This window comes from Pseudolysinimonas sp. (assembly GCF_051954455.1).
Lineage (GTDB): Bacteria > Actinomycetota > Actinomycetes > Actinomycetales > Microbacteriaceae > Pseudolysinimonas.
Genome location: NZ_JBQCHS010000014.1, coordinates 87,579 through 108,302, shown reverse-complemented (window position 1 = coordinate 108,302; position 20,724 = coordinate 87,579). Strand labels below are relative to the sequence as shown.

20 protein-coding genes are annotated in these 20,724 nt (G+C 72.9%); 14 read left to right on the top strand and 6 right to left on the bottom strand.

Annotation, left to right across the window (positions count from 1 at the left end):
• Window positions 1-90: 90 nt before the first annotated feature.
• The 6 genes from ACTHM3_RS06220 to ACTHM3_RS06195 all read left to right on the top strand — a co-directional run bounded on the left by ACTHM3_RS06220 (window position 91) and on the right by ACTHM3_RS06195 (window position 6,271).
• Window positions 91-444 (top strand): histidine triad nucleotide-binding protein, encoded by a 354-nt coding sequence (locus tag ACTHM3_RS06220; RefSeq protein ID WP_440405238.1) that lies wholly within the window; start codon window positions 91-93, stop codon window positions 442-444.
• Window positions 428-1,537 carry a PhoH family protein gene (locus ACTHM3_RS06215; RefSeq protein ID WP_440405237.1) on the top strand — a complete coding sequence of 370 codons (1,110 nt, stop codon included), beginning with the start codon at window positions 428-430 and terminating at the stop codon, window positions 1,535-1,537. Before ACTHM3_RS06220 ends, ACTHM3_RS06215 begins: the two co-directional genes overlap by 17 nt.
• 16 nt (window positions 1,538-1,553) lie before the next feature.
• Window positions 1,554-2,015, top strand: a complete 462-nt coding sequence (gene ybeY / locus ACTHM3_RS06210; RefSeq protein WP_440405236.1) for an rRNA maturation RNase YbeY — start codon at window positions 1,554-1,556, stop codon at window positions 2,013-2,015.
• A 191-nt stretch (window positions 2,016-2,206) separates the two neighbouring features.
• Window positions 2,207-3,511 carry a hemolysin family protein gene (locus tag ACTHM3_RS06205; protein ID WP_440405246.1) on the top strand — a complete coding sequence of 435 codons (1,305 nt, stop codon included), beginning with the start codon at window positions 2,207-2,209 and terminating at the stop codon, window positions 3,509-3,511.
• Window positions 3,504-4,403, top strand: coding sequence for a GTPase Era (era, locus tag ACTHM3_RS06200; RefSeq protein WP_440405235.1), 900 nt, complete (start codon window positions 3,504-3,506; stop codon window positions 4,401-4,403). Before ACTHM3_RS06205 ends, era begins: the two co-directional genes overlap by 8 nt.
• 119 nt (window positions 4,404-4,522) lie before the next feature.
• Window positions 4,523-6,271 carry a class I adenylate-forming enzyme family protein gene (locus ACTHM3_RS06195; RefSeq protein ID WP_440405234.1) on the top strand — a complete coding sequence of 583 codons (1,749 nt, stop codon included), beginning with the start codon at window positions 4,523-4,525 and terminating at the stop codon, window positions 6,269-6,271.
• Here ACTHM3_RS06195 and ACTHM3_RS06190 read toward each other — a convergent pair.
• Window positions 6,261-7,499 carry a beta-ketoacyl-[acyl-carrier-protein] synthase family protein gene (locus ACTHM3_RS06190; RefSeq protein WP_440405233.1) on the bottom strand — a complete coding sequence of 413 codons (1,239 nt, stop codon included), beginning with the start codon at window positions 7,497-7,499 and terminating at the stop codon, window positions 6,261-6,263. The two genes, ACTHM3_RS06195 and ACTHM3_RS06190, sit on opposite strands and share 11 nt — an antisense overlap.
• A gap of 102 nt (window positions 7,500-7,601) precedes the next feature.
• Here ACTHM3_RS06190 and nusA point away from each other — a divergent pair, with 102 nt between their 5' ends.
• The 5 genes from nusA (at window position 7,602) to ACTHM3_RS06165 (ending at window position 13,770) form a co-directional block, all read left to right on the top strand.
• Window positions 7,602-8,582 (top strand): transcription termination factor NusA, encoded by a 981-nt coding sequence (gene nusA, locus ACTHM3_RS06185; RefSeq protein WP_440405232.1) that lies wholly within the window; start codon window positions 7,602-7,604, stop codon window positions 8,580-8,582.
• Between the two features lie 25 nt (window positions 8,583-8,607).
• Complete coding sequence (locus ACTHM3_RS06180; protein ID WP_440405231.1) at window positions 8,608-8,895, top strand: YlxR family protein; 288 nt, start codon at window positions 8,608-8,610, stop codon at window positions 8,893-8,895.
• A gap of 73 nt (window positions 8,896-8,968) precedes the next feature.
• The gene (gene infB / locus ACTHM3_RS06175) at window positions 8,969-11,680 is read left to right on the top strand and encodes a translation initiation factor IF-2 (protein WP_440405230.1); all 2,712 of its coding nucleotides are present in this window, start codon (window positions 8,969-8,971) and stop codon (window positions 11,678-11,680) included.
• Between the two features lie 160 nt (window positions 11,681-11,840).
• The gene (gene rbfA, locus ACTHM3_RS06170) at window positions 11,841-12,326 is read left to right on the top strand and encodes a 30S ribosome-binding factor RbfA (protein WP_440405229.1); all 486 of its coding nucleotides are present in this window, start codon (window positions 11,841-11,843) and stop codon (window positions 12,324-12,326) included.
• A 7-nt stretch (window positions 12,327-12,333) separates the two neighbouring features.
• On the top strand, window positions 12,334-13,770 hold the full coding sequence (locus ACTHM3_RS06165; RefSeq protein ID WP_440405228.1) for a four-carbon acid sugar kinase family protein: 1,437 nt from the start codon (window positions 12,334-12,336) through the stop codon (window positions 13,768-13,770).
• Here the strand turns inward: ACTHM3_RS06165 and ACTHM3_RS06160 are convergent.
• Window positions 13,763-14,626, bottom strand: coding sequence for an Fpg/Nei family DNA glycosylase (locus tag ACTHM3_RS06160; protein WP_440405227.1), 864 nt, complete (start codon window positions 14,624-14,626; stop codon window positions 13,763-13,765). The genes ACTHM3_RS06165 and ACTHM3_RS06160 overlap by 8 nt on opposite strands.
• A gap of 41 nt (window positions 14,627-14,667) precedes the next feature.
• Between ACTHM3_RS06160 and ACTHM3_RS06155 the strand changes: the two genes are divergently transcribed.
• Window positions 14,668-15,153 carry an N-acetyltransferase family protein gene (locus ACTHM3_RS06155; protein WP_440405226.1) on the top strand — a complete coding sequence of 162 codons (486 nt, stop codon included), beginning with the start codon at window positions 14,668-14,670 and terminating at the stop codon, window positions 15,151-15,153.
• Between the two features lie 13 nt (window positions 15,154-15,166).
• Here the strand turns inward: ACTHM3_RS06155 and ACTHM3_RS06150 are convergent, their stop codons facing one another.
• Complete coding sequence (locus ACTHM3_RS06150) at window positions 15,167-15,832, bottom strand: Type 1 glutamine amidotransferase-like domain-containing protein (RefSeq protein WP_440405225.1); 666 nt, start codon at window positions 15,830-15,832, stop codon at window positions 15,167-15,169.
• Between the two features lie 59 nt (window positions 15,833-15,891).
• On the opposite strand from ACTHM3_RS06150, the gene ACTHM3_RS06145 reads away from it, so the two are divergent.
• Window positions 15,892-16,638 (top strand): phosphotransferase, encoded by a 747-nt coding sequence (locus tag ACTHM3_RS06145; protein ID WP_440405224.1) that lies wholly within the window; start codon window positions 15,892-15,894, stop codon window positions 16,636-16,638.
• A 9-nt stretch (window positions 16,639-16,647) separates the two neighbouring features.
• On the opposite strand, the gene ACTHM3_RS06140 is transcribed toward ACTHM3_RS06145, so the two are convergent.
• Together ACTHM3_RS06140 and ACTHM3_RS06135 are read right to left on the bottom strand one after the other, a co-directional pair.
• Window positions 16,648-18,066, bottom strand: coding sequence for an RNB domain-containing ribonuclease (locus ACTHM3_RS06140; protein ID WP_440405223.1), 1,419 nt, complete (start codon window positions 18,064-18,066; stop codon window positions 16,648-16,650).
• 27 nt (window positions 18,067-18,093) lie between these two features.
• A complete protein-coding gene (locus ACTHM3_RS06135; RefSeq protein ID WP_440405222.1) occupies window positions 18,094-18,993 on the bottom strand; it encodes an A/G-specific adenine glycosylase in 900 nt (299 codons plus the stop codon).
• 31 nt (window positions 18,994-19,024) lie between these two features.
• On the opposite strand from ACTHM3_RS06135, the gene ACTHM3_RS06130 reads away from it, so the two are divergent.
• Window positions 19,025-19,711 (top strand): uridine kinase, encoded by a 687-nt coding sequence (locus tag ACTHM3_RS06130; protein WP_440405245.1) that lies wholly within the window; start codon window positions 19,025-19,027, stop codon window positions 19,709-19,711.
• On the opposite strand, the gene ACTHM3_RS06125 is transcribed toward ACTHM3_RS06130, so the two are convergent.
• Window positions 19,708-20,706 carry a ketopantoate reductase family protein gene (locus ACTHM3_RS06125; RefSeq protein ID WP_440405221.1) on the bottom strand — a complete coding sequence of 333 codons (999 nt, stop codon included), beginning with the start codon at window positions 20,704-20,706 and terminating at the stop codon, window positions 19,708-19,710. The genes ACTHM3_RS06130 and ACTHM3_RS06125 overlap by 4 nt on opposite strands.
• Window positions 20,707-20,724 lie beyond the last annotated feature (18 nt).

Here is a 20,724-nt window from a genome sequence, read left to right as displayed (position 1 = left end):
GGGCGGTCCGGACGGAGCGGCCGCATGCGACGAATCGCCCCGACGGCGTCACCCGGCCGACGATCGGCCCCCCTCCGTAGACTGGAGGGCATGGCAGAGCCCACCGTCTTCGAGCGGATCGTCGCGCGCGAGATCCCGGCCGACATCCTCTACGAGGACGACCGGATCATCGCGATCACCGACATCGCGCCCAAGGCGCCCGTGCACCTGCTCGTCGTGCCGAAGACCGCGGAGTACGAGAACGTCGCGGCGCTCGCCGCGGGCGACCCGCAGCTCCTCGCCGACATCGTCGCGGTCGCCCAGGATCTGGCCACCGAGCGCACCGGCGGCGACTACCGTCTCATCTTCAACACCGGCGAGGATGCCGGCCAGACCGTCTTCCACGTGCACGCGCACGTGCTGGGCACCGGGCTTCAGGAAGGATCCCTTGGCAGCGAGCTCTGACGACCGACCGATCGGCGACGCGGCGGGCGGCACCGGCCGCGCCGAGCTGGAGGTCGACGGCGTCGCGATGGTGCGGCTGCTCGGCCCGCAGGACCGGCTGCTCACGACGCTCGAGCACGAGTACCCGGACGTCGTGGTCGCCGTCCGCGGCAACCACGTCACCCTCGAGGGCCCCGCGGATCAGGTGCACGCCGCCGAGCGACTCGTCCGCGAGCTCGTGCAGATGGTGCGCAACGGGGTCGACCTCGGCGACACCGACGTGACCAGCTCCCGCCGCATCCTCGAGCGAGGCGAGGGCAGCCCCGCCGAGGTGCTCAGCCAGGCGATCCTCACCAGCCGGGGCAAGTCGATCCGCCCGAAGACCATGGGGCAGAAGGCGTACGTCGACGCGATCGACCAGAACACGATCGTGTTCGGGATCGGCCCGGCCGGCACCGGCAAGACCTACCTCGCGATGGCCAAGGCCGTGCAGGCGCTGCAGCGCAAGGAGGTCGAGCGGATCATCCTGTCGCGCCCGGCGATCGAGGCGGGGGAGCGGCTCGGGTTCCTCCCCGGCACGCTGACCGACAAGATCGACCCCTACCTGCGGCCGCTCTACGACGCGCTCAACGAGATGATGGATCCGGAGATCGTGCCGAAGCTCCTCGCCTCGGGCACCGTCGAGGTCGCACCCCTCGCCTACATGCGCGGCCGCACCCTCAACAACGCGTTCGTGGTGCTCGACGAGGCCCAGAACACGACCCCCGAGCAGATGAAGATGTTCCTCACCCGTCTCGGGTTCGGCACACGGATGGTGGTCACCGGCGACATCACGCAGGTCGACCTGCCGACCGGCGCCTCGGGCCTGCAGCTCGTCTCGCGGATCCTCGAGGGGATGGACGACATCCACTTCGCCCGTCTCGGTTCGGAGGACGTGGTCCGCCACTCGCTCGTCGGCCGCATCGTCGACGCCTACACGAAGTACGACGCCGAGCGGCAGGCCCGCGCCTACGAGAACCGCGACGGCGCCAACCGCGCCGAACGGCGCGCCGGGCTCGGCCCCCAGAACCCGAGCCGCGCTCCCCAGGACCGCAAGCCCCGCCGCGACCGCTGACGAGGAACCGCACCGCATGAGCATCGAGATCACCAACGAGTCCGGCGTCGAGGTCGACGAGTCCGCCCTGCTGCGCCTCGCGACCTTCGCCCTCGACCACCTGCGCGTCCACCCGGATGCCGACCTCGCGATCCTCCTCGTCGACGAGGCCGCCATGGAGCAGCTGCACGTGCAGTGGATGGACGAGCCGGGGCCGACCGACGTGCTCTCGTTCCCGATGGACGAGCTGCGTCCGGGCACCGACGACGACATCACGCCGGCCGGGCTCCTCGGCGACATCGTGCTCTGCCCGCAGGTCGCCATCGCCCAGGCGAAGGAGGCGGGGCACTCGACGCTCGACGAGCTGGAGCTGCTCACCGCGCACGGGATCCTGCACCTCCTCGGGTTCGACCACGCGGAGCCGGAGGACGAGCGCGAGATGTTCGGCGTCCAGCGCGACATCCTCGTCGGGTTCACGCTCGCCGAGCGGAAGCGGTAGGTGGTGGGGACGGCCGCGACGGGCGATCCGGTTCGCGGACGCATCCCGCGCATCGCTTCGCGATGCGCCCGCCAGACCCGGCCAGCGTCCGCGAACCGGATCGCCCGCCCCGCCCTGGGTGATGCGGGTCGAGTAGCGGCGGTGCCGCGTATCGAGACCTTCACAGGCCGGGCCTCCGGAGGCGTCACGTGATCCCCGTCTTCATCGTCGCGGCCGTGGCGCTCGTCGCGTTCGGCGGCCTGCTCGCGGCGGCGGATGCGGCGCTCGGCGTGCTGAGTCGGGCCGACATCGTCGAGCTCGCGGAGGGGCGGCGCACCCGGCGATCGCTGCTCGGGATCGCCGGCGACATCGCCGAGCACGTCAACGCCGTCAACTTCGTGCGCGTCACGTCGGAGACGGCGGCCGCGGTGCTGGTCACGCTCGTGTGGGCCACGGTGTTCGGCGACGAGTGGTGGTGGACGCTGCTCGTCAGCGGTCTCATGATGATCACGGTCTCGTTCGTGCTCGTGGGGTCGAGCCCGCGGTCGGTGGGGCGCGCGCACGCCCGCGGCATCCTGCTGTTCGCCGCGCCCGTGGTGCGGGCCTCGCGCGTCGTGCTGGGACCGCTCGCCGACGTGCTCGTGGCGCTCGGGCGCCGGGTGACGCCCGGCCGACCCGCGGCGGCCACGTTCTCGAGCGAGGAGCAGCTGCTCTCGATGGTCGACGAGGCGACCGAGCTCGACGTTCTCGAGGAGGACGACCGCGAGCTCATCCACTCGATCTTCGAGTGGGGCGACACCGTCGTCCGCGAGGTCATGCTCCCGCGCACCGACATGGTGACCGTCGACGACGACGTGACGGTCTTCGCGGCGATGGACCAGTTCCTCCGCACCGGCGTGTCGCGCATGCCGGTCATCGGCAAGGACGCCGACGACGTGATCGGCGTGCTCTACCTCCGCGACGTCGCGCGGCTCGCGCACGAGGCGCGCAAGGACGCCAGGGCGACTCTGGTGCGGGAGCTCGCGAAGCCCGCGATGTTCGTGCCGGAGTCGAAGAAGGCCGACGACACCCTGCGCGACATGCAGCGCGCGTCGAACCACCTCGCGATGGTGGTCGACGAGTACGGCGGGATCGCGGGGCTCGTCACGCTCGAGGACCTCATCGAGGAGCTGGTCGGCGACATCTCGGACGAGTACGACCGCGAGCTGAAGGACGTGGTCGATCTGGGGGAGGGGCACTACCGGGTCAGCGCCCGGCTCGCGACCGACGAGCTCGGCGACCTCTACGGCATCGACCTGGACGACGACGACGTCGACTCCGTCGGCGGGCTCATGGGCAAGGCGCTCGGGCGGCTGCCGCTGCGCGGTGACACCGTGGTCGTCTCCGGCCTCCGACTGACGGCCGACCGGGTCGAGCGCCGGCGACTCCTCGCCGTACGTGTCGAGGCGACGCCCGACCTGCTCGCCTTCCAGGAGCGGCGGCGGGCCGAACGCGCGGAGGTGGAGCATCGTGACTGAACCCGAGGTCTTCCGGGCGGGATTCGTCTCGTTCGTCGGGCGTCCGAACGTCGGCAAGTCGACGCTCACCAACGCCCTCGTGGGCGAGAAGGTGGCGATCACCTCGTCGAAGCCGCAGACCACGCGCCACGCGATCCGCGGGATCGTGCACGCGCCCGGCGGCCAGCTCGTGATCGTCGACACCCCCGGGATCCACCGTCCGCGGACGCTGCTCGGCGAGCGGCTGAACGCCGTCGTCTCGGCGACGCTCGGCGACGTCGACGTCATCGGGTTCTGCGTTCCGGCGGACGAGAAGCTCGGCCCCGGCGACCGGTTCATCAACGAACAGCTCGACGCGTTCCCGCGCGCCAAGAAGGTCGCGATCGTCACCAAGGTCGACGCCGCCCCCAAGGGGATGGTGGCGGAGCGGTTGCTCGCGGTGAGCGCGCTGCGGGAGTGGGAGGCCGTCATCCCCGTGTCGGCGCCCACCCGGGTCCAGCTCGACGTGCTCACGACCGAGCTCGTCAAGCTGCTGCCGGAGTCGCCGGCGCTCTACCCCGACGAGGCCGTGACCGACGAGTCGCTCGAGACCCGGATCGCGGAGCTCATCCGCGAGGCCGCGTTGGAGGGCGTCAGCGACGAGCTCCCGCACTCCCTCGCCGTCACGGTCGACGACCTGGTCGAGCGCGAGGACCGCGACCTGGTCGAGATCTACGCGAACCTGTGGGTCGAACGCGACAGCCAGAAGGGCATCATCATCGGCCGCGGCGGCTCACGCCTCCAAGACGTCGGCGCTCGCGCCCGCGCCGCGATCGAGCCGCTCGTCGGCCGTCAGGTCTTCCTCTCGCTCCGCGTCAAGGTCGCGAAGGAGTGGCAGCGCGACCCGAAGCAGCTCGGCCGCCTCGGCTTCTGAGCGGCGTAGTCTGACACGAGCAGTACCCGAGACCCGCCGCGCGTCGTCGCGTGCTCTCGAAGCCGCCCGCAGGCCGCCCCGGATACGCACCTCACTCCGACTCGGACCCGGGAGGCCGCATGCCCATCGAGAACGATCAGAGCCTGCGCGGGCTCGCCGCGGAGGACGCGGCCTTCGACCAGACGGGGCGCTACGACCCGACCGCGCTCCGGGACGTCTTCGAGCATCGCTTCACCTACCTCGCCGGCGTCGAGCGGAACGTCCACCGCTTCGCCAACCGCGTGGCCGTCAGCGAGCCGGCGACCGGGCGCAGCTGGACCTACGCGCAGTTCGGGGACGCGGTCCGACGGGTCGCGGGCGGGTTGTTCCGTCGCGGCGTGGGGGCGAACCGACTCATCATGGCGGAGCTGTTCAACGGGCCCGAGTTCGCGATCCTCTACCCGGCAGCGCACACCCTCCGCGGGATCTTCTCACCCACGAACTACCGCCTCGCTCCCGGCGAGGTCGCCTACATCGTCGACGATGCGCGCCCGGCGGTGCTCGTCTACGACACCGAGCGCACGTCGGCGATCGCGGAGGCGCTCTCCTACGCCCGCATCACGCCCGCGCTGCTCGTCGCGGTCGGCGACGGGGAGCGCGTCGAGGGGTCGATCGGCTTCGAGGAACTGCTGACCGCCGATCCGCTGACCGACGACGAGCTCGCGGGGCTGCAGCACGGGCTGCCCCCCGCGTCGGTCTACGACGAGGTGACCCGCTTGTACACCTCGGGCACGACCGGGATGCCGAAGCCGGTGCCGCTGCCCTCCCTCGTCGAGGTGATGTCCGCGCACGACGTCATCATGCACTTCCCGCTCAGCCCCTACGACCGCACGCTCAACATGACGCCGCTGTTCCACCGCGGCGGGCTGTACTCGGGCGGCCCGAACCCGGTGCTCTACGTCGGCGCCGAGTCGGTGACGCTGCGGAGCTTCGACCCCGACGTGGTCCTCGATCTCGCGGAGCGCCTGCGGCTCACCTACCTGATCGGCGCGCCCGCCACGCTGTTCCGGCTCGCCGACGCGCAGGAGGCCCGTGCCCGCGACCTCTCGAGCCTCAAGGGCATCGTCACCATGGGCGCCCCGCTCGACCGGGCGGCGGCCCTGCGCTTCCAGCGCGTGCTCACACCGCGGATCTTCAACGGGTACGGCACGAGTGAGACCTTCTGGAACACGTTCCTGCGCCCCGAGGACCTGCCGGACGGCGCCGGGTCGACGGGACGCGCGTCGACCGACGACGATGTCGCCGTCGTCGCCACCTACCCCGATCGGCTCGCGGATGCCGGCGACCAGGTGCCGAAGGACGGCCGTACGGTGGGCGAGTTCGCCACGCGCACGGTGAAGTCCGGCTACTCGTACCTCGGCAACGCGGAGGCCGAGGCCGAGAAGTTCCGCAACGGCTGGTTCTACCCGGGCGACCTGGCCACCTGGGACGAGAACGAGGCGGTGACGATCGTGGGGCGCAAGGACGACATGATCATCTCCGGCGGCGAGAACGTGCACCCCGTCCAGATCGAGGGCGCGCTCGGTGAGCACCCCGGGGTCGCGGACTCCATCGTCGTGGGCGTGCCCGACGCCGAATGGGGCGAGCTGGTGGCGGTGTACGTCGTGCGCCAAGCGGGCGGATTGCCGGAGGACGACCGTGACGCGGTGGCGGAGCTCGACGCCTACCTCACGCGGCACCCGTTGCTGGCGCGATACAAGCGGCCGCGGCTGTTCCGGTTCATCGCGGCGGAGGAGATCCCGTTCAACGCGACCGGCAAGAAGGTGCACTATCTGAAGAAGCGGGAGGCCGCCGACGACCTGGCGGCCGGACGCTTCCTCAGCCTGTGAACGCGGCGATCGCGACCACGCAGTTCTGGCCCCCGAACCCGAAGGCGTTGGTGAGGGCCACGCGCACCGGCATCTCGCGCGCGGTGTTCGGCACGTAGTCGAGGTCGCACTCGGCGTCCGGGGTGTGCAGGTTGATGGTCGGCGGGACCGTCTGGTCGCGGATGGCGAGCGCGCACACCGCGAGCGACAGCGCCCCGGCGCCACCGATGAGATGGCCGACCATCGATTTCGGCGAGCTGATCGCGACGCGGTCGGCGGCGTCCCCGAATGCCGACCGGATCGCCATGGTCTCGGTGCGGTCGTTGGCCTTGGTCGACGTGCCGACGTCCTGCGGGGCGAGTCCGCTGCGCGACAGCGCACCGGCGATGGCGGCGGCGGCGTACCGGCCGCTCGGCTCCGGCGCGGCGATGTGGAAGCCGTCCGAGGTCAGGGCGCCGCCGAGCACCTCCGCGTAGATCGTCGCGCCCCGCGCCGTCGCGTGCTCGAGCGACTCCACCACGAGAGCCACCGCGCCCTCGCCGTACACGAATCCGTCCCGGTCGGCGTCGAACGGCCGCGATGCCTCCGTCGGGTGGTCGTTGTTGCGCGAGAGCGCGCCCATCATCGACAGTCCCGAGAACATGAGGGGCCCGATCGACGCGTCGCTGCCGCCCGCGATCATGACGTCGGCCTCATCCGCCGCGATCATCCGTGCCGCATCGAGCACCGCGTAGTTGCCCGAGGCGCAGGCGAGCGCCGCCGCCGTCACCGGGCCGTGCAGCCCGAGCGCCATGGAGACGTGGCTCGCCGGCATGTTGGGGATCACCGAGGGGACGAAGGTGGACGCGACCGCCCGCCATCCGCCGTCCGCCCGTGCGTCCTCCGCCCCCGCGATCTCGCCCATGCCCGCGACCGCGGTGTTCATCGCCGCGCCGATGCGGGCCGGGTCCTCACGCTCGAGGTCGAGACCGGCGTCCGCGACGCTCTCCCGGGCAGCGGCCACCGCCAGCTGCGCGAACCGGGCCGACCGGTTCGCCTGCTTCTGCGACATGACCTGCAGCGGGTCGAAGTCGGGGATCTCGCCGGCGATGCGCACCGGCAGGTCGGAGGCGTCGAAGCGGGTGATGGGCCCGATGCCGGAGCGCCCGGCGAGCAGGGCCTCCCACGTCGAGGGCATGGTGGCGCCGACGGGCGTCAGTCCGCCGAGGCCGGTGATGACGACGCGTCGCGCGAACATGGTCCCGGTCACCCGTCCGACGCTACGCCCCGCGCGCGCGGGTCTCGCGCTCGCTAAGATCGTCGGATGCCCCGGTCGCGCCGACGGGGTGAGATCTCAATAGCGGAGGCCCTCGTGGACATCGACCTCACCATGCTCCGGCTCATGGAGCGCGAGCGCGAGATCCCCTTCGAGGAGCTCGTCACGATCATCGAGCAGGCGATCCTCACCGCCTACCTGAAGCACACCGACACGACCCCGGAGTCGGGCGCGCGCGTCGAGCTCGACCGCAAGACCGGTCACGTCACCGTCTACGTCCCCGAGCTGGACGAGAACGGCGAGAAGATCGGCGAGGCGGTCGACGACCCCGACGGCTTCGGCCGCATCTCCGCGTTCGCGGCCAAGCAGGTCATCAACCAGCGCCTGCGCGACATCGGCGACGACAAGGTCCTGGGGGAGTTCCGCAACCGTGAGGGCGACATCGTCGCGGGCGTCATCCAGCAGGGTCCGAACCCGCGGATGATCCACATCGACCTCGGCACGGTGGAGGCGATCCTGCCCCCCGAGGAGCAGGTGCCCGGCGAGGACTACGCGCACGGCACCCGCATCCGGGTCTACGTCACGAGCGTCAGCAAGGGCCTCAAGGGACCGTCGATCACGGTCAGCCGCACCCACCCGGGTCTCGTGCGCAAGCTCTTCGCCCTCGAGGTGCCGGAGATCGCGTCGGGCGCCGTCGAGATCACGAGCCTCGCGCGCGAGGCCGGCCACCGGACCAAGATCGCGGTCCGCGCGACGCAGCCGGGCATCAACGCCAAGGGCGCCGCGATCGGCGAGCTCGGCCAGCGCGTGCGCGCCGTCACGAGCGAGCTGCGCGACGAGAAGATCGACATCGTCGACTGGTCGGACGACCTGCCCACCTTCGTCGCCAACGCGCTGAGCCCCGCGAAGGTCTCCAGCGCGTTCGTCGTCGACGAGGCGACGAAGGCCGTCCGCGCGCTCGTCCCCGACTACCAGCTCTCGCTCGCCATCGGCAAGGAGGGCCAGAATGCGCGTCTCGCCGCGAAGCTGACGGGCGCGCGCATCGACATCCAGCCCGACTCGGTGATGGAGTCCTGAGCCTCTTCCCGGGAAGGGGGCTAGAATGGAACCCGTCAGAACCTGCCTGGGTTGCCGGCAGCGTGCTCCCCGCTCCTCACTCGTGAGGGTCGTGGCGCGCGACGGCCGGGTCGCGGTGGATGCCGCGGCGCGGCTTCCCGGGCGGGGCGCGTGGCTGCATCGCAGCTCCGCGTGCGTCGACAAAGCCCTCCAGCGCAAGGCCTTCGGCCGGGCGCTCCGGGAGGCGGACCTCGATGCGACCGGGCTCCGCGAGGAGCCGGGTCTCGACATGTCATCCGACCAGAAGGTTGAAACGGCTATGGACCAGTCATGAGCGGCTCGAAATGAGTCCCCTCACCCACTGACGTCCGCTCCTGACCTGGGAGCGGATCCCGGACAGGAGAAATGTGGCCAACCCACGTGTGCATGAAGTCGCTGCCGAGCTCGGCATCGACAGCAAGATCGCTCTCGACAAGCTCAAGGACATGGGCGAGTTCGTCAAGAGCGCTTCGTCGAGCATCGCGCCGCCCGTCGCGCGTCGCCTGAAGGCGGCGCTCGAGTCGGACCCGAGCGTGAAGGTGGCGGCGAAGTCCGCCGCGCCGGCGGCGCCCGCCGCCAAGCCCGGCCCCGCGCGGCCGGCGGCCCCCGCGCCCGCCCCGGCCCCCGCTGCGGCCTCAGCCCCGGCCGAGGCCCCCGCCACGTCGGCGCCGAACGCTCCCGCGGCGCCCGCCGCGCCGCAGCAGCCCGCCGCGGCGAGTGCGGAGGCGCCCGCGCGTCCGGCCACCCCCGGCGGTCCGCGCCCCGGCGCTCCCCGCCCGGGCACCAACCCGTACGCGTCGAGCCAGGGCATGTCGCGCCCCGGCGCCCCGCGCCCCGGCAACAACCCGTGCTCGTCGACGCCGGGCATGCCGCGTCCGGGCGGCGGCGCGGGCATCCCGCGTCCGGCCGCCCCGCGTCCCGGCGCCCCGCGCCCGGGTGCGCCGCGTCCCGGCGCCCCGCGTCCCGGCGGCCCCGGTCGTCCCGGCGCACCGTTCCAGCAGCGTCCCGGCGGCCCCGGTCGTCCGGGCGGCGCCGGCGGCGGTTTCCAGCGACCCGGCGGCGGCCCCACGGGCGGCTACGCCGGACGTCCCGGCGGAGGCGGCGGTCGCGGCCGCGGTCCCGGCGGCGGCACCGCGGGCGCCTTCGGTCGCGGTGGCGGCAAGAGCCGTGCCCGCAAGTCGAAGCGGACGAAGCGCGCCGAATTCGAGATGCGCGATGCCCCGACCATCGGCGGCGTCAGCGTCCCGCGCGGCGACGGCACCACCGTCATCCGCATGCGACGCGGCGCCTCGATCGTCGACTTCGCGGAGAAGATCGAGAGCCTGACCGGCTACAGCGTGCAGCCGGGCAACCTGGTCACGATCCTCTTCCAGCTCGGCGAGATGGCCACCGCCACCGAGTCGCTGGACGAGTCGACGTTCGAGATCCTCGGCGGCGAGCTGGGCTACAAGATCCAGGTCGTCTCGCCCGAGGACGAGGACAAGGAGCTCCTCGAGGGCTTCGGGCTCGACCTGGAGCAGGAGCTCGAGGACGAGGACGACGCGGATCTCGAGATCCGTCCGCCCGTCGTGACCGTCGTCGGCCACGTCGACCACGGAAAGACGCGCCTCCTCGACGCGATCCGCCAGACCAACGTGGTCGCGGGCGAGGCCGGCGGCATCACCCAGCACATCGGCGCCTACCAGGTGTGGACCGAGCACGACGGCATCGAGCGCGCCATCACCTTCATCGACACCCCGGGTCACGAGGCGTTCACCGCCATGCGCGCCCGCGGTGCGCAGGTGTCGGACATCGCGATCCTCGTGGTCGCCGCCGACGACGGCATCATGCCGCAGACGGTGGAGGCCCTGAACCACATGCAGGCGGCCGAGGTGCCGATCGTGGTCGCGGTCAACAAGGTCGACAAGGAGGGCGCCAACCCCGCCCGCGTCCGCCAGCAGCTCACCGAGTTCGGCCTCGTGGCCGAGGAGTTCGGCGGCGACACGATGTTCGTCGACGTCTCCGCGATCCAGGGCAAGGGCATCACCGAGCTGCTCGACGCGGTCCTGCTGACCGCCGACGCCGGGCTCGACCTGCGGGCCAACCCGAACAAGGACGCCCGCGGCGTCGCGATCGAGGCCAAGCTCGACAAGGGCCGCGGTGCGGTCGCGACCGTGCTCATCCAGTCCGGCACGCTGCGCGTCGGCGACGCGATCGTCGCGGGGACGGCCTACGGCCGCGTCCGTGCGATGCACGACGAGAACGGGGACGCGGTCGAGGAGGCCTGGCCCTCCCGCCCGGTGCAGGTGCAGGGTCTGTCGACCGTGCCGCGCGCCGGCGACACCTTCCTCGTCACCGAGGAGGACCGTACGGCCCGGCAGATCGCCGAGAAGCGCGAGGCCGTCGAGCGCAACGCCCAGCTGGCCAAGGCCCGCAAGCGCATCTCGCTCGAGGACTTCACCCGCGCTCTCGAAGAGGGCAAGGTCGAGTCGCTCAACCTCATCATCAAGGGCGACGTCTCCGGTGCCGTCGAGGCGCTCGAGGAGGCCCTGCTCAAGATCGAGATCGACGACAGCGTCCAGCTGCGCATCCTGCACCGCGGTGTGGGTGCGGTCACGGAGTCGGACATCGACCTCGCGACGATCGACAACGCGATCGTCATCGGGTTCAACGTCCGCCCCGACGTGAAGGCGCGCGAGCGCGCCCAGCGCGAGGGCATCGACGTCCGGTTCTACTCCGTGATCTACGCCGCGCTCGAGGACATCGAGTCGTCGCTGAAGGGCATGCTCAAGCCGGAGTACGAGGAGGTGCAGTCGGGCGTCGCCGAGATCCGCGAGATCTTCCGGTCGTCGAAGTTCGGCAACATCGCCGGTGTCATCGTCCGGTCGGGCACGATCACCCGCAACGCCAAGGCGCGGGTCATCCGCGACGGCGTCGTCGTCGGCGACAACCTCGCCATCGAGTCGCTGCGGCGGTTCAAGGACGACGTCACCGAGGTCCGCACGGACTTCGAGGCCGGAATCGGGCTCGGGAAGTTCAACGACATCCAGGTCGGGGACGAGATCGAGACGATCGAGATGCGCGAGAAGGTCCGGGCGTAGGGCTGGGGACGCCGGAGGGGTCGGGATGCATTCCCGGTTTCCCTCCGGCGTCCGGCCTTCGGCCGGCCGCTGCCAGACCCAGCCAGGAACCCGGGAATGCATCCCGACCCCACCGGCTGAGCGCGCGCAGAGCGATCGTTCAATCAAGTAGGGAGACACCATGGCGAGTGGGGATCGGGCGGCGAAGGTCGCGGATCGGATTCGCGAGGTCGTTGCGCGGCGGCTCGAGAAGGGGCTGCGGGATCCGCGGATGGGGTTCGTCACCATCACGGACGTGCGCGTGACGGGTGATCTGCAGCACGCCTCGGTTTTCTACACGGTGTACGGCACCGACGAGGAGCGTGCCGACACTGCCGCGGCCCTCACGGCCGCCACCGGGATGCTGCGCACCGAGGTCGGACGCAACCTCAACACGCGGCTGACGCCGACGCTCGAGTTCATCCCTGACGCGATCCCCGAGAACGCCGCGGCCATCGAGTCGCTGCTGATCGCCGCGCGCGAGCGCGACAACGAGGCCGCCGCCCTCGCCTCGAACGCGCAGTACGCCGGCGACGCCGATCCGTACGTGAAGCCGCGCGAGCTCGAGGCCGACGACGAGCTCGAGGACCTCGAGGAGAACGAGGACCTCGAGGCCGACGGGCGCTGACCCCGCGATGACCACGGGCCCGGCGGCCGTCTCGCGCGACGCGCTCGTCGATCCCGCGCTCGCGGGACTCCCGGAGCGCATCGCCGACCCCGCGGCCGCCATCGCCGGCACGCCCGTGGTCGTCATCCTCGACGACGATCCGACCGGCACGCAGACCGTCCGCGACGTGCCGGTGCTCACCGGGTGGGGCGAGGAGGAGCTGCGCTGGGCGCTCCGCCAGGGTCGGCCAGGGTTCTTCGTGCTCACCAACACCCGGAGCCTCGACCCGTCCGACGCCGCGGAGCGCGTGCGCGCGATCGCCCGCGCCGCCCGCGCGGCCGCCGAGGCGGAGGGCGTCGACATCGTTTTCGCCAGCCGCGGCGACTCCACCCTCCGCGGGCACTTCCCGCTCGAGACCGACGTGCTGCGCGCCGAGGAGCAGGCGGGCGGACACCGCGTCGACGCCGTGCTCCTCGTGCCGGCCTACCTCGACGCGGGACGCATCACGGTCGACGGGGTGCACTGGGTCGTCGACCGGGCCGGGCGCACGATCCCCGTGGCGGACTCCGAGTTCGCGCGGGACGCGACCTTCGGCTTCGCCTCCTCGACGCTGCCGGACTGGGTCGCCGAGAAGACCGGCGGCGCGGTACCCGCCGACGCCGTGCAGGTGCTGGACCTCGCGTCCCTCCGTCGCGACGACCTCGCGAAGATCGCAGCCCGGCTCGCTGGCCTGTCCGAAGGGACCGTGGTCGCGATCGACGCCGAGCGCGACGACGACCTCCGCGTCGCCGCCGCCGCGGTCGCCGGCGCGGAGCGGGACGGCTCCCGGTTCTTGTACCGCACCGGTCCGTCGTTCGTGCGGGCCCGACTCGGGCAGGATTCGTCGGCGCCGGTGGAGGCATCGGTGCTCCGCGCAGGGCGCCGGGAGGACGCGGCCGCCCACGGCCTCGTCGTCGTGGGCTCGCATGTGGGCCTGACCACCCGCCAGCTCGACGGGCTCCGGAGCTCTCGCCCGATCCTCGAGCTCGAGCTCGACGTCGCCCGTGCGGACGACGCGGGGCACCGGGCGGATCTCGTCGACCGCGCCGTCGCCGGCCTCGCGGAGCGGACGGTCGTGCTCCGGACGAGCCGCACCGTGCGGACGGGCGCCGATCGCGAGGCGAGCCTCGCCATCGCCCGGGCGGTGAGCGCTGCCGTCGTCGACGTCGTCCGCGGCGTCCTCGATCGTGCCGCCCCCGCGTTCCTCGTCGCGAAGGGCGGCATCACCTCGTCCGACGTCGCGACCGAGGCCCTCGGACTCCGTCGCGCCTGGGTCGAGGGGCCGATGCTTCCCGGCATCGTGTCGGTGTGGCGCGCCGTCGACGGCCGCCGCCCCGGCATGCCCTACGTCGTGTTCGCGGGCAACGTCGGCGACGACGACACTCTGGCCGCGGTCGTCGACCGGCTCGAGGCCGCGACTACTTGAGAAGCCGCGAGAGCACGCGGTCGGCGAGCGGCTTGCCGCCCGTCTGACAGGTCGGGCAGTACTGGAAGTTCGAGTCGGCGTAGGTCACCTGCCGGATCGTGTCGCCGCAGACCGGGCACGGTTCGCCGGTGCGTCCGTGCACGCGCAGGTTGCTGCGCTTCTCCGACTTGAGTTCCGAGGCGGGAACCCCCGCGCGGTCCGCGAGCGCCGTGCGCAGGGTCGTCTGCAGCGCGTCGTAGAGCACGTGCACCTGCTCCCGCGGCATGTCCGCGCGGGCGAACGGCGACATGCGCGCCGCGTGCAGGATCTCGTCCGAATAGGCGTTGCCGATCCCCGCGATGACCGCCTGGCTGCGGAGCACGCCCTTGATCTGCGCGCGGCCCTGCTCGGCGAGGATCGCGGCGAACGCGTCCTCGGTGAAGCCCGGGTCGAGCGGGTCCGGGCCGAGCCGCGCGATCCCGGGGACGTCGGCGGGGTCGGCCACGACCGAGATCGCGACGCTCTTCTTCGTCCCGGCCTCGGTGACGTCGAAGCCGGATCCGTCGTCGAGCACGAGCCGCGCGGCGATCGGGCCGGAGCCGGGGCGTCCGCTCGGCTTCGGCGCGGTGTCGCGCCAACGGATCCAGCCGGCTCGCGCCAGATGGATCACCAGGTGCGGTCCGTCGTCGGTCGCGAGGTCGAGGAACTTGCCGTGGCGCGTCACCCCCGCGATCGTCCGCCCCGCGAGCGCGTCGAGCGGCGGGTCGAACGTCTTCAGCGCCGGGAAGAAGGTCACCGACACCCGGTCGATGGCGCGTCCGGTCAGCCGACCGCCGAGATCGTCGGCGAGCGCCTGCACCTCCGGCAGCTCGGGCATGCCGCCTATTGTGCTCGACGCCCCCGACCTACGCTCGGAACGTGGAGGAGCGGGTGCGAGCGGCGACGGTGGCGGATGCCGAGTCCGTGGTGCGGGTGCATCACCTCGCGTGGCGCGAGACGTACGCGCACCTGGTGCCGATCGACGCGATCGAGGAGCGCTTCCGCGACCACGAAGCTCGCGTGGCGAGGTGGAGGGCGCTCCTCGCCGAGGGCGGCGCCTCGGTCGCCGAGCGCGACGGCCGCATCGTCGGATGGGCGCGCGCCGGCGCGGGACGGGGCGACCGACCGCCGCGCGATCGCGAGCTCGAGGCGATCTACCTGCTGCGGGAGGCGCACGGATCGGGGCTCGGCCAGGCCCTCCTGGACGCGGTGCTGGGCGACGCGCCGGCGTACCTGTGGGTCGCCGAGGGCAACCCCCGCGCCGAGGGGTTCTACCGCCGGAACGGGTTCGCGCGCGACGGCGGGGTCGAGGCGCACGGCGTCGTCGACGGCGTCGCACTCCGCGCCGTCCGGATGGTGCGCTGACGCCGTCGGGCGATCAGGCGAGCCGCGCCCAGCTCCCCTCGGAGACGACGTCCACGGCACCGTCGACGACGGCGATCGCGGAGTCGTCGTCGATCGCGTAGGCCGGTCCGCCGATCCCGCGCGCCCACTCCTCGGCTGCGGCGCGCGTGTTCTCGGTGAATCCGGGATGGTCGAGGTGCGGGAAGATCGAGAAGTCGACCAGCCCGAGCGTCCGGTCGTCCGGCGCAGCGGGCCAGCTCACGAAGTCCGCGCCGATGCGCGGCGTCAGCACCATGCTGCCCGCGCTGACGCCCACCCACACCGTGTCGGAGAGCTCGGGGAGCAGCGCCGCGAGGCCCGATGCGCGCATCCAGTGGGCGAGGTAGGTCGCGTCGCCGCCGTCGACCAGCAGCGCGTCCGCCTCGCGCACCCAGGGGCTCCACCGGTCGGGGTCGATCGTCGGGAGCGCGGTGAGCTCCAGCAGCCCGACGGACGCCCACCCCGATCCGACCATCGAACCCGACGACCCGCCCCCGCTCACGAAGCGCCGCGCCGACGCCGGCGTGCACAGGGGATGACCCCACTGCGCCGTCGGGACGCAGAGGGCCGAGCACTCCGCGATCGGCCTGCCCAGCTGGGCGACGAGGGCGGCCTCGATGCTGGGATTCGTCACACCGCCGGAGGTGAGCAGCAGCTTCATCCGGTCAGCCTCGCGCACCCGCCGACTCGGCGCACCCCTCGGATGCCTACGCTCGGAGCATGATCGGTCGACCGGGGGAGCACCCGCTGGCCGGGGGCAACGCCTCGGGCGCGGTCCGGGTCGGCGACACCGTGCGCAAGCCGTGGACCCCGACCACCGGACGGGTCGCCGCCTTCATGGACACGGTGCGGTCGGCGGGTGTCGACGTGCCCCGGCATCGCGGTCGGGACGGCTACGGACGGCAGGTGCTCGAATGGATCCCGGGCCGGTCCGCCATGGAGATCGGGCTCGACCGGGCGGGGCTCGCGCGCGTCGGCCGGATGGTGCGGGCGGTCCACGAGGCGTCGCCCGGCTACGACCCGGCCGACGGCACCTGGGAGGTGCTGCTGCCGGCTCCCGCTCCCGACCTGATCTGCCACAACGATCTCAGTCCGTGGAACCTGGTCGTGGGGGAGCGGTGGGTCTTCGTCGACTGGGACGGGGCGGGGCCGAGCTCGCGCGGCTGGGACCTCGCCTACGCGGCGCAGACGTTCGCACTCAACGACCCGGGCGAGGAACCGGCGTCCGCAGCGGACCGCCTGCGCGCGTTTGTCGACGGATACGGGGCCGACACGGCCCTGCGCGCCGCGCTGCCCGACGCGATGGCGGCGCGCGCGGCGGCGATGCGCGACCTCCTGGCCGAGGCGGCGGCATCCGGACGCGAGCCCTGGGCCGCGATGCACGGCGCCGGCCACGGCGCGCATTGGAGTGCGGCGACCGCCTATGTCGGCGCGCACCGGGCGGTCTGGGCGGCCGCCCTCGGGTGACGGCTCCCGCTACGCGGCGAGCTCGAACGCCACCTCGGCCGTCGCGACGTCAGCGCGGACGAGCCGCACCCGGACGCGCGACCCGGCCTCGGGGTGGCCCGCGCACCGCGCCGTGACGGCGGGATCGGTCAGCTGGATCGTGCAGCCGTCCGCGGTCTGCGAGACGACGGTCGCGTCGAACACCTCGCCCACGCGGGGCGCGAGCACGGCGGCCTCCACCGCCTCGAGCGACCGGCTCGCGACCTGACCCGAGACGTTGCCGCCGTGCGCCATCTCCTGGGGCAGCTTCGGGAGCGCGGCGCGCACCCAGTCCGCCGGCTCCCGCCCCGCGCAGAGCGCCTCGCAGACGAGCAGCCCGTACCGGTCGACGAGGCGACGGAGGGGCGCGGTGACATGCGCGTAGGGCGCCCCGATCGCGGACTGGGTCGTGTCGGGCGGGACCTGCCCGTCGAAGGCGGTGTAGCCCGCACCGCGGAACAGCCGCGTCGCGGCGTGCAGGATCGCGAGGTCGCCGGGCGCGGATCCGTCGACGTCGTCGAGGTAGGCGCCATAGGCCTTCCCCTCCGGCCAGGGGCGCCCGAGCGCCTCGGTCTGACGGCGGAACGTGGCGAGCGCCTCCGCGTCGGCGGCCGGCATCGTGCGGAGGATCCCGACCTTGCCGTCGATCATGATCCGGGCGGCCTCCATACCGGTGAGCAGCGACAGCTCGGCGTTCCAGTTCTCGAGCGGCTGGACCGCGCGGCGCTGCAGTTCGTAGCGCCCGGCGACCTGCTCCACCACCGTCTCCGGTGCCTGCAGGCTCGCGCCGCCGCGCTGCTTCTCGAGCGCCAGGCGCAGTCGGCCGACCTCGCGCACGAGCTGGAGCATCTCGTCGGCCGTGCCGTCGGCGAGCTGCTGCGCGACCCCGACGTAGTCGAGGCGTCGCCGGCTGCGCACGCGGGCGCGCGAGACGGTCCGCTCGGTGACCTCGCCGGCGTGGTCGAGCGCGAAGCGCCAGACGAAGGCCCCGCGCAGCTGGTCCGGCAGGAGCGACGCGGCCCCCTCGCTCAGCACGGTCGGATACAGCGGGATGCGGTGCCCGGCCGCGTAGATCGTCTCGGCCCGCCGGTGCGACTCGAGGTCCATCGGACCGCCCGGGGCGACGAACGCGGCGATGTCGGCGATGGCGTAGAAGAAGGTGTAGCCGCTGCCGTCGCGGGCGAGGAAGAACGCTTGGTCGAGGTCCATCGAGCCCGCCGGATCCATCGTCGCGAACTCGACGTCGGTCATGTCCGCGTCGGGGAGGGGCGGGTTCTGTGCGACCCGCTCGGCCTCGGCGAGCACGTCGGGCGGGACGTCGGCGACGACCCCCGCCTGCCGCGGGATCGCGGCGAGGATCCCGGCCAGATCGGCGGCGGCGGACGGCACGGACAGGATCGGGGACGGCACGTTCCGGACCCTACGCCACCCCGGTGACTACTCCGGCAGCGTGTAGCCGGTGCTCGGATCGCCGACGACGAGCCCGTCGCGGAGGAGCCCGGCGAGGGCGCGCTCGCGCTGCTCGACGTCGGGCCACAGCGCCGCGACGGCGTCGGCGGGCACCGGGATCTCGCTGCCGCGCAGCTCGCGCAGGATCCGCCCGCGCGCCTGGCGGTCCGATCCCTCGTAGCGCTTCTGGCGGGGCGCGGTCGGTCCGTCGTAGGACGGTGAGCCCGCCACCAGCCAGGCGCACGCGGTGCGCAGCGGGCACACGTCGCAGCGGGGCGAGCGCGCGACGCAGACGGTCTGGCCGAGCTCCATCGCCCCGGCGTTCACCTGACGGGCGCGCGCGGGGAGGGTCGGCAGGATCGCCTCCATGAGCTCGTGGTCGCGCCGCGCGTTCGCGGGCCCGGCGTCCCCCTGCCCGAGGACCGAGCGCGCCAGCACCCGTCGCGTGTTCACGTCGACCACCGGCACGCGGACGCCGTAGGCGAAGGCCGCGACGGCGCGCGCCGTGTACGGCCCGACGCCCGGGAGCGCGAGCAGCGCGTCGACGTCGGCCGGCACGACCCCGCCGTGCTCGGCGGTGATCGCGACCGCGGCGCCGTGCAGGGCGAGCGCGCGGCGCGGATAGCCGAGCCGGTCCCAGGCGCGGACCGCCTCGCCCGACGGTTCCGCCGCGAGCGCGGCTGCGGTCGGCCAGCGCGCGAGCCACGCCTCCAGCTTCGGCACCACTCGGGCGACCGGTGTCTGCTGCAGCATGAACTCGCTGACGAGGATGCCCCACGCCCCGAACCCGTCGCGCCGCCACGGCAGGTCGCGGTGCCCGGCCTCGTACCAGTCGGCGATACGCTCGCCGATCGCGAGCGGCCCGATCTCCGCCGATCGCTCGTGCACCGGATCAGCCTAGGCTGACGCCGTGATCGCGATGCCCGCCGAGCCGCCCGCCCTGGCGCTCGCGCGCCTGCCGGCGGCGCGACGCCGGGTGCTGGAGGAGATCGCCGCGGACATCGTCGCAAGCGGGGTCCAGGGCCGGCGCACGGTGGCGATCGACGGGATGAGCGGATCCGGCAAGACGACCTTCGCCGATCATCTCGCGATCGCCCTGCGCGCCCGTGACGTGGTCACCTTCCGAGCCTCGCTCGACGACTTCCTGAATCCTCGCGCGATCCGGTATCGCCGCGGCCGTCACTCGGCCGAGGGCTATTACCGCGATGCGTACGACCTCGGCACGATTCGCCGGGTTCTGCTCGACCCGTTCCGACTGGGCGGAAGCGCGGGATTTGTCCTCGCGGCATTCGATCAGGCGCGAGATGCTCCGCGCACGACCGAGTGGACGTCCGCTCCCGTCGACGCGGTCCTCGTCGTCGACGGCGTGCTCATCCAACGACCCGAGCTCCGCGACGCGTGGGATTTCGTGGTCTGGCTCGACGCGTCGGAGGACGTCGGGCTGCTCCGGAGCGGAACCCGCGACGGCACCGACCCCGATCCGGCATCCCCGTACAACCGGCGCTACCTCGGGGCTCAGGAGCTGTATCGCGCCGAGGTCGATCCCGTCGCGGGGGCGGACGTCGTGCTCGACGCGCGGGATCTCGACGCGCTCCGTCGCATCTAGCGGAGCGGCACCCGCGCCACGACGTCCGTGGCGGCCAGGAAGCGCCCGCTCTCCTCGACCTCGTGCACGAGCCGCACGATCCCGGCGTTGACCGGCGCCGGCATCCCGAGCCGACCGGCCACCGCGACCACGGCCCCGTTAAGGTAATCGATCTCGGTGCGCTGCCCGCGCCGGATGCTCTGCAGCGTCGACCCCGGGTTCGGCACCGACCCCATCCGCCGGGCGAGGAGGCGGGGGAAGAACGCGCCGAGCCCGAGCGGCAGCAGGCCGACGAGCTCCAGGATCCGCCCCGACACCCCCTGCACGGGCGCGAACCGCACCCCGGCCCGCCGCGCGACGCCCACCGTCTCCCGCATGCTCGCCGTCATCACGCGGAGGAGCGCCGGCTCGGCGACGACCTCCTGCACGCTGCGGCCCGTGATCGCCGGGAGCGCGTTGACGTGGTTGATGAGCAGCTTGGTCCACTGGGCGCCCTCGATGTCGTCGGTGACCTCGATCGGCATGGCCGCGCGCAGCACGCCGGCGACGCGGTCGAGCACCGCCCGGTCGGTGCCGGGCGCCGCGCCGACGATCATCGGGTTGGGCCCCGTGATCGTGACGTGCCCGGGCTCGAGGTACGACGCGGCGAAGAGCGCGAGGCCGCCGAGCAGCGGGGAGTCGGGTGCGATCCGGCGCGCGACCACCAGCCCGCCGAGGCCGTTCTGCACCACGAGGAGGGGGACGCCGGCCAGGTGCTCGAGCTCCGGGCGCAGCGCGGCTTCGGCGTCCTGCGCCTTGGTCGCGAGGATCGCGAGCTCGGGAGTCGCGGTCAGGTGCCGGTCGGCGGCGACCCGGGCCACGGTCTCGCCGAACCCGCCGTCGAGGCGGATGCCGTGCTCGCGGATCGCGCGCAGGTTCTCGCCGCGGGCCGTCACCGCGACCTCGTGACCGGCCCGGTGCAGGAGCGCCGCGAGAGTGCCGCCGACCGCGCCGCTGCCGATGATCGAGATCCGCACCGCCCGAGCCTAAGCGCT

What these genes read in the sequence shown, in the direction of transcription:
- ACTHM3_RS06165 (WP_440405228.1), top strand. Translation starts at nt 12,334, where the DNA reads ATGACCACGGGCCCGGCGGCCGTCTCGCGCGACGCGCTCGTCGATCCC.
- ACTHM3_RS06220 (WP_440405238.1), top strand. Translation starts at nt 91, where the DNA reads ATGGCAGAGCCCACCGTCTTCGAGCGGATCGTCGCGCGCGAGATCCCG.
- ACTHM3_RS06150 (WP_440405225.1), bottom strand. Translation starts at nt 15,832, where the DNA reads ATGAAGCTGCTGCTCACCTCCGGCGGTGTGACGAATCCCAGCATCGAG.
- ACTHM3_RS06145 (WP_440405224.1), top strand. Translation starts at nt 15,892, where the DNA reads ATGATCGGTCGACCGGGGGAGCACCCGCTGGCCGGGGGCAACGCCTCG.
- ACTHM3_RS06180 (WP_440405231.1), top strand. Translation starts at nt 8,608, where the DNA reads ATGGAACCCGTCAGAACCTGCCTGGGTTGCCGGCAGCGTGCTCCCCGC.
- ybeY (WP_440405236.1), top strand. Translation starts at nt 1,554, where the DNA reads ATGAGCATCGAGATCACCAACGAGTCCGGCGTCGAGGTCGACGAGTCC.
- ACTHM3_RS06195 (WP_440405234.1), top strand. Translation starts at nt 4,523, where the DNA reads ATGCCCATCGAGAACGATCAGAGCCTGCGCGGGCTCGCCGCGGAGGAC.
- ACTHM3_RS06130 (WP_440405245.1), top strand. Translation starts at nt 19,025, where the DNA reads ATGCCCGCCGAGCCGCCCGCCCTGGCGCTCGCGCGCCTGCCGGCGGCG.
- ACTHM3_RS06160 (WP_440405227.1), bottom strand. Translation starts at nt 14,626, where the DNA reads ATGCCCGAGCTGCCGGAGGTGCAGGCGCTCGCCGACGATCTCGGCGGT.
- rbfA (WP_440405229.1), top strand. Translation starts at nt 11,841, where the DNA reads ATGGCGAGTGGGGATCGGGCGGCGAAGGTCGCGGATCGGATTCGCGAG.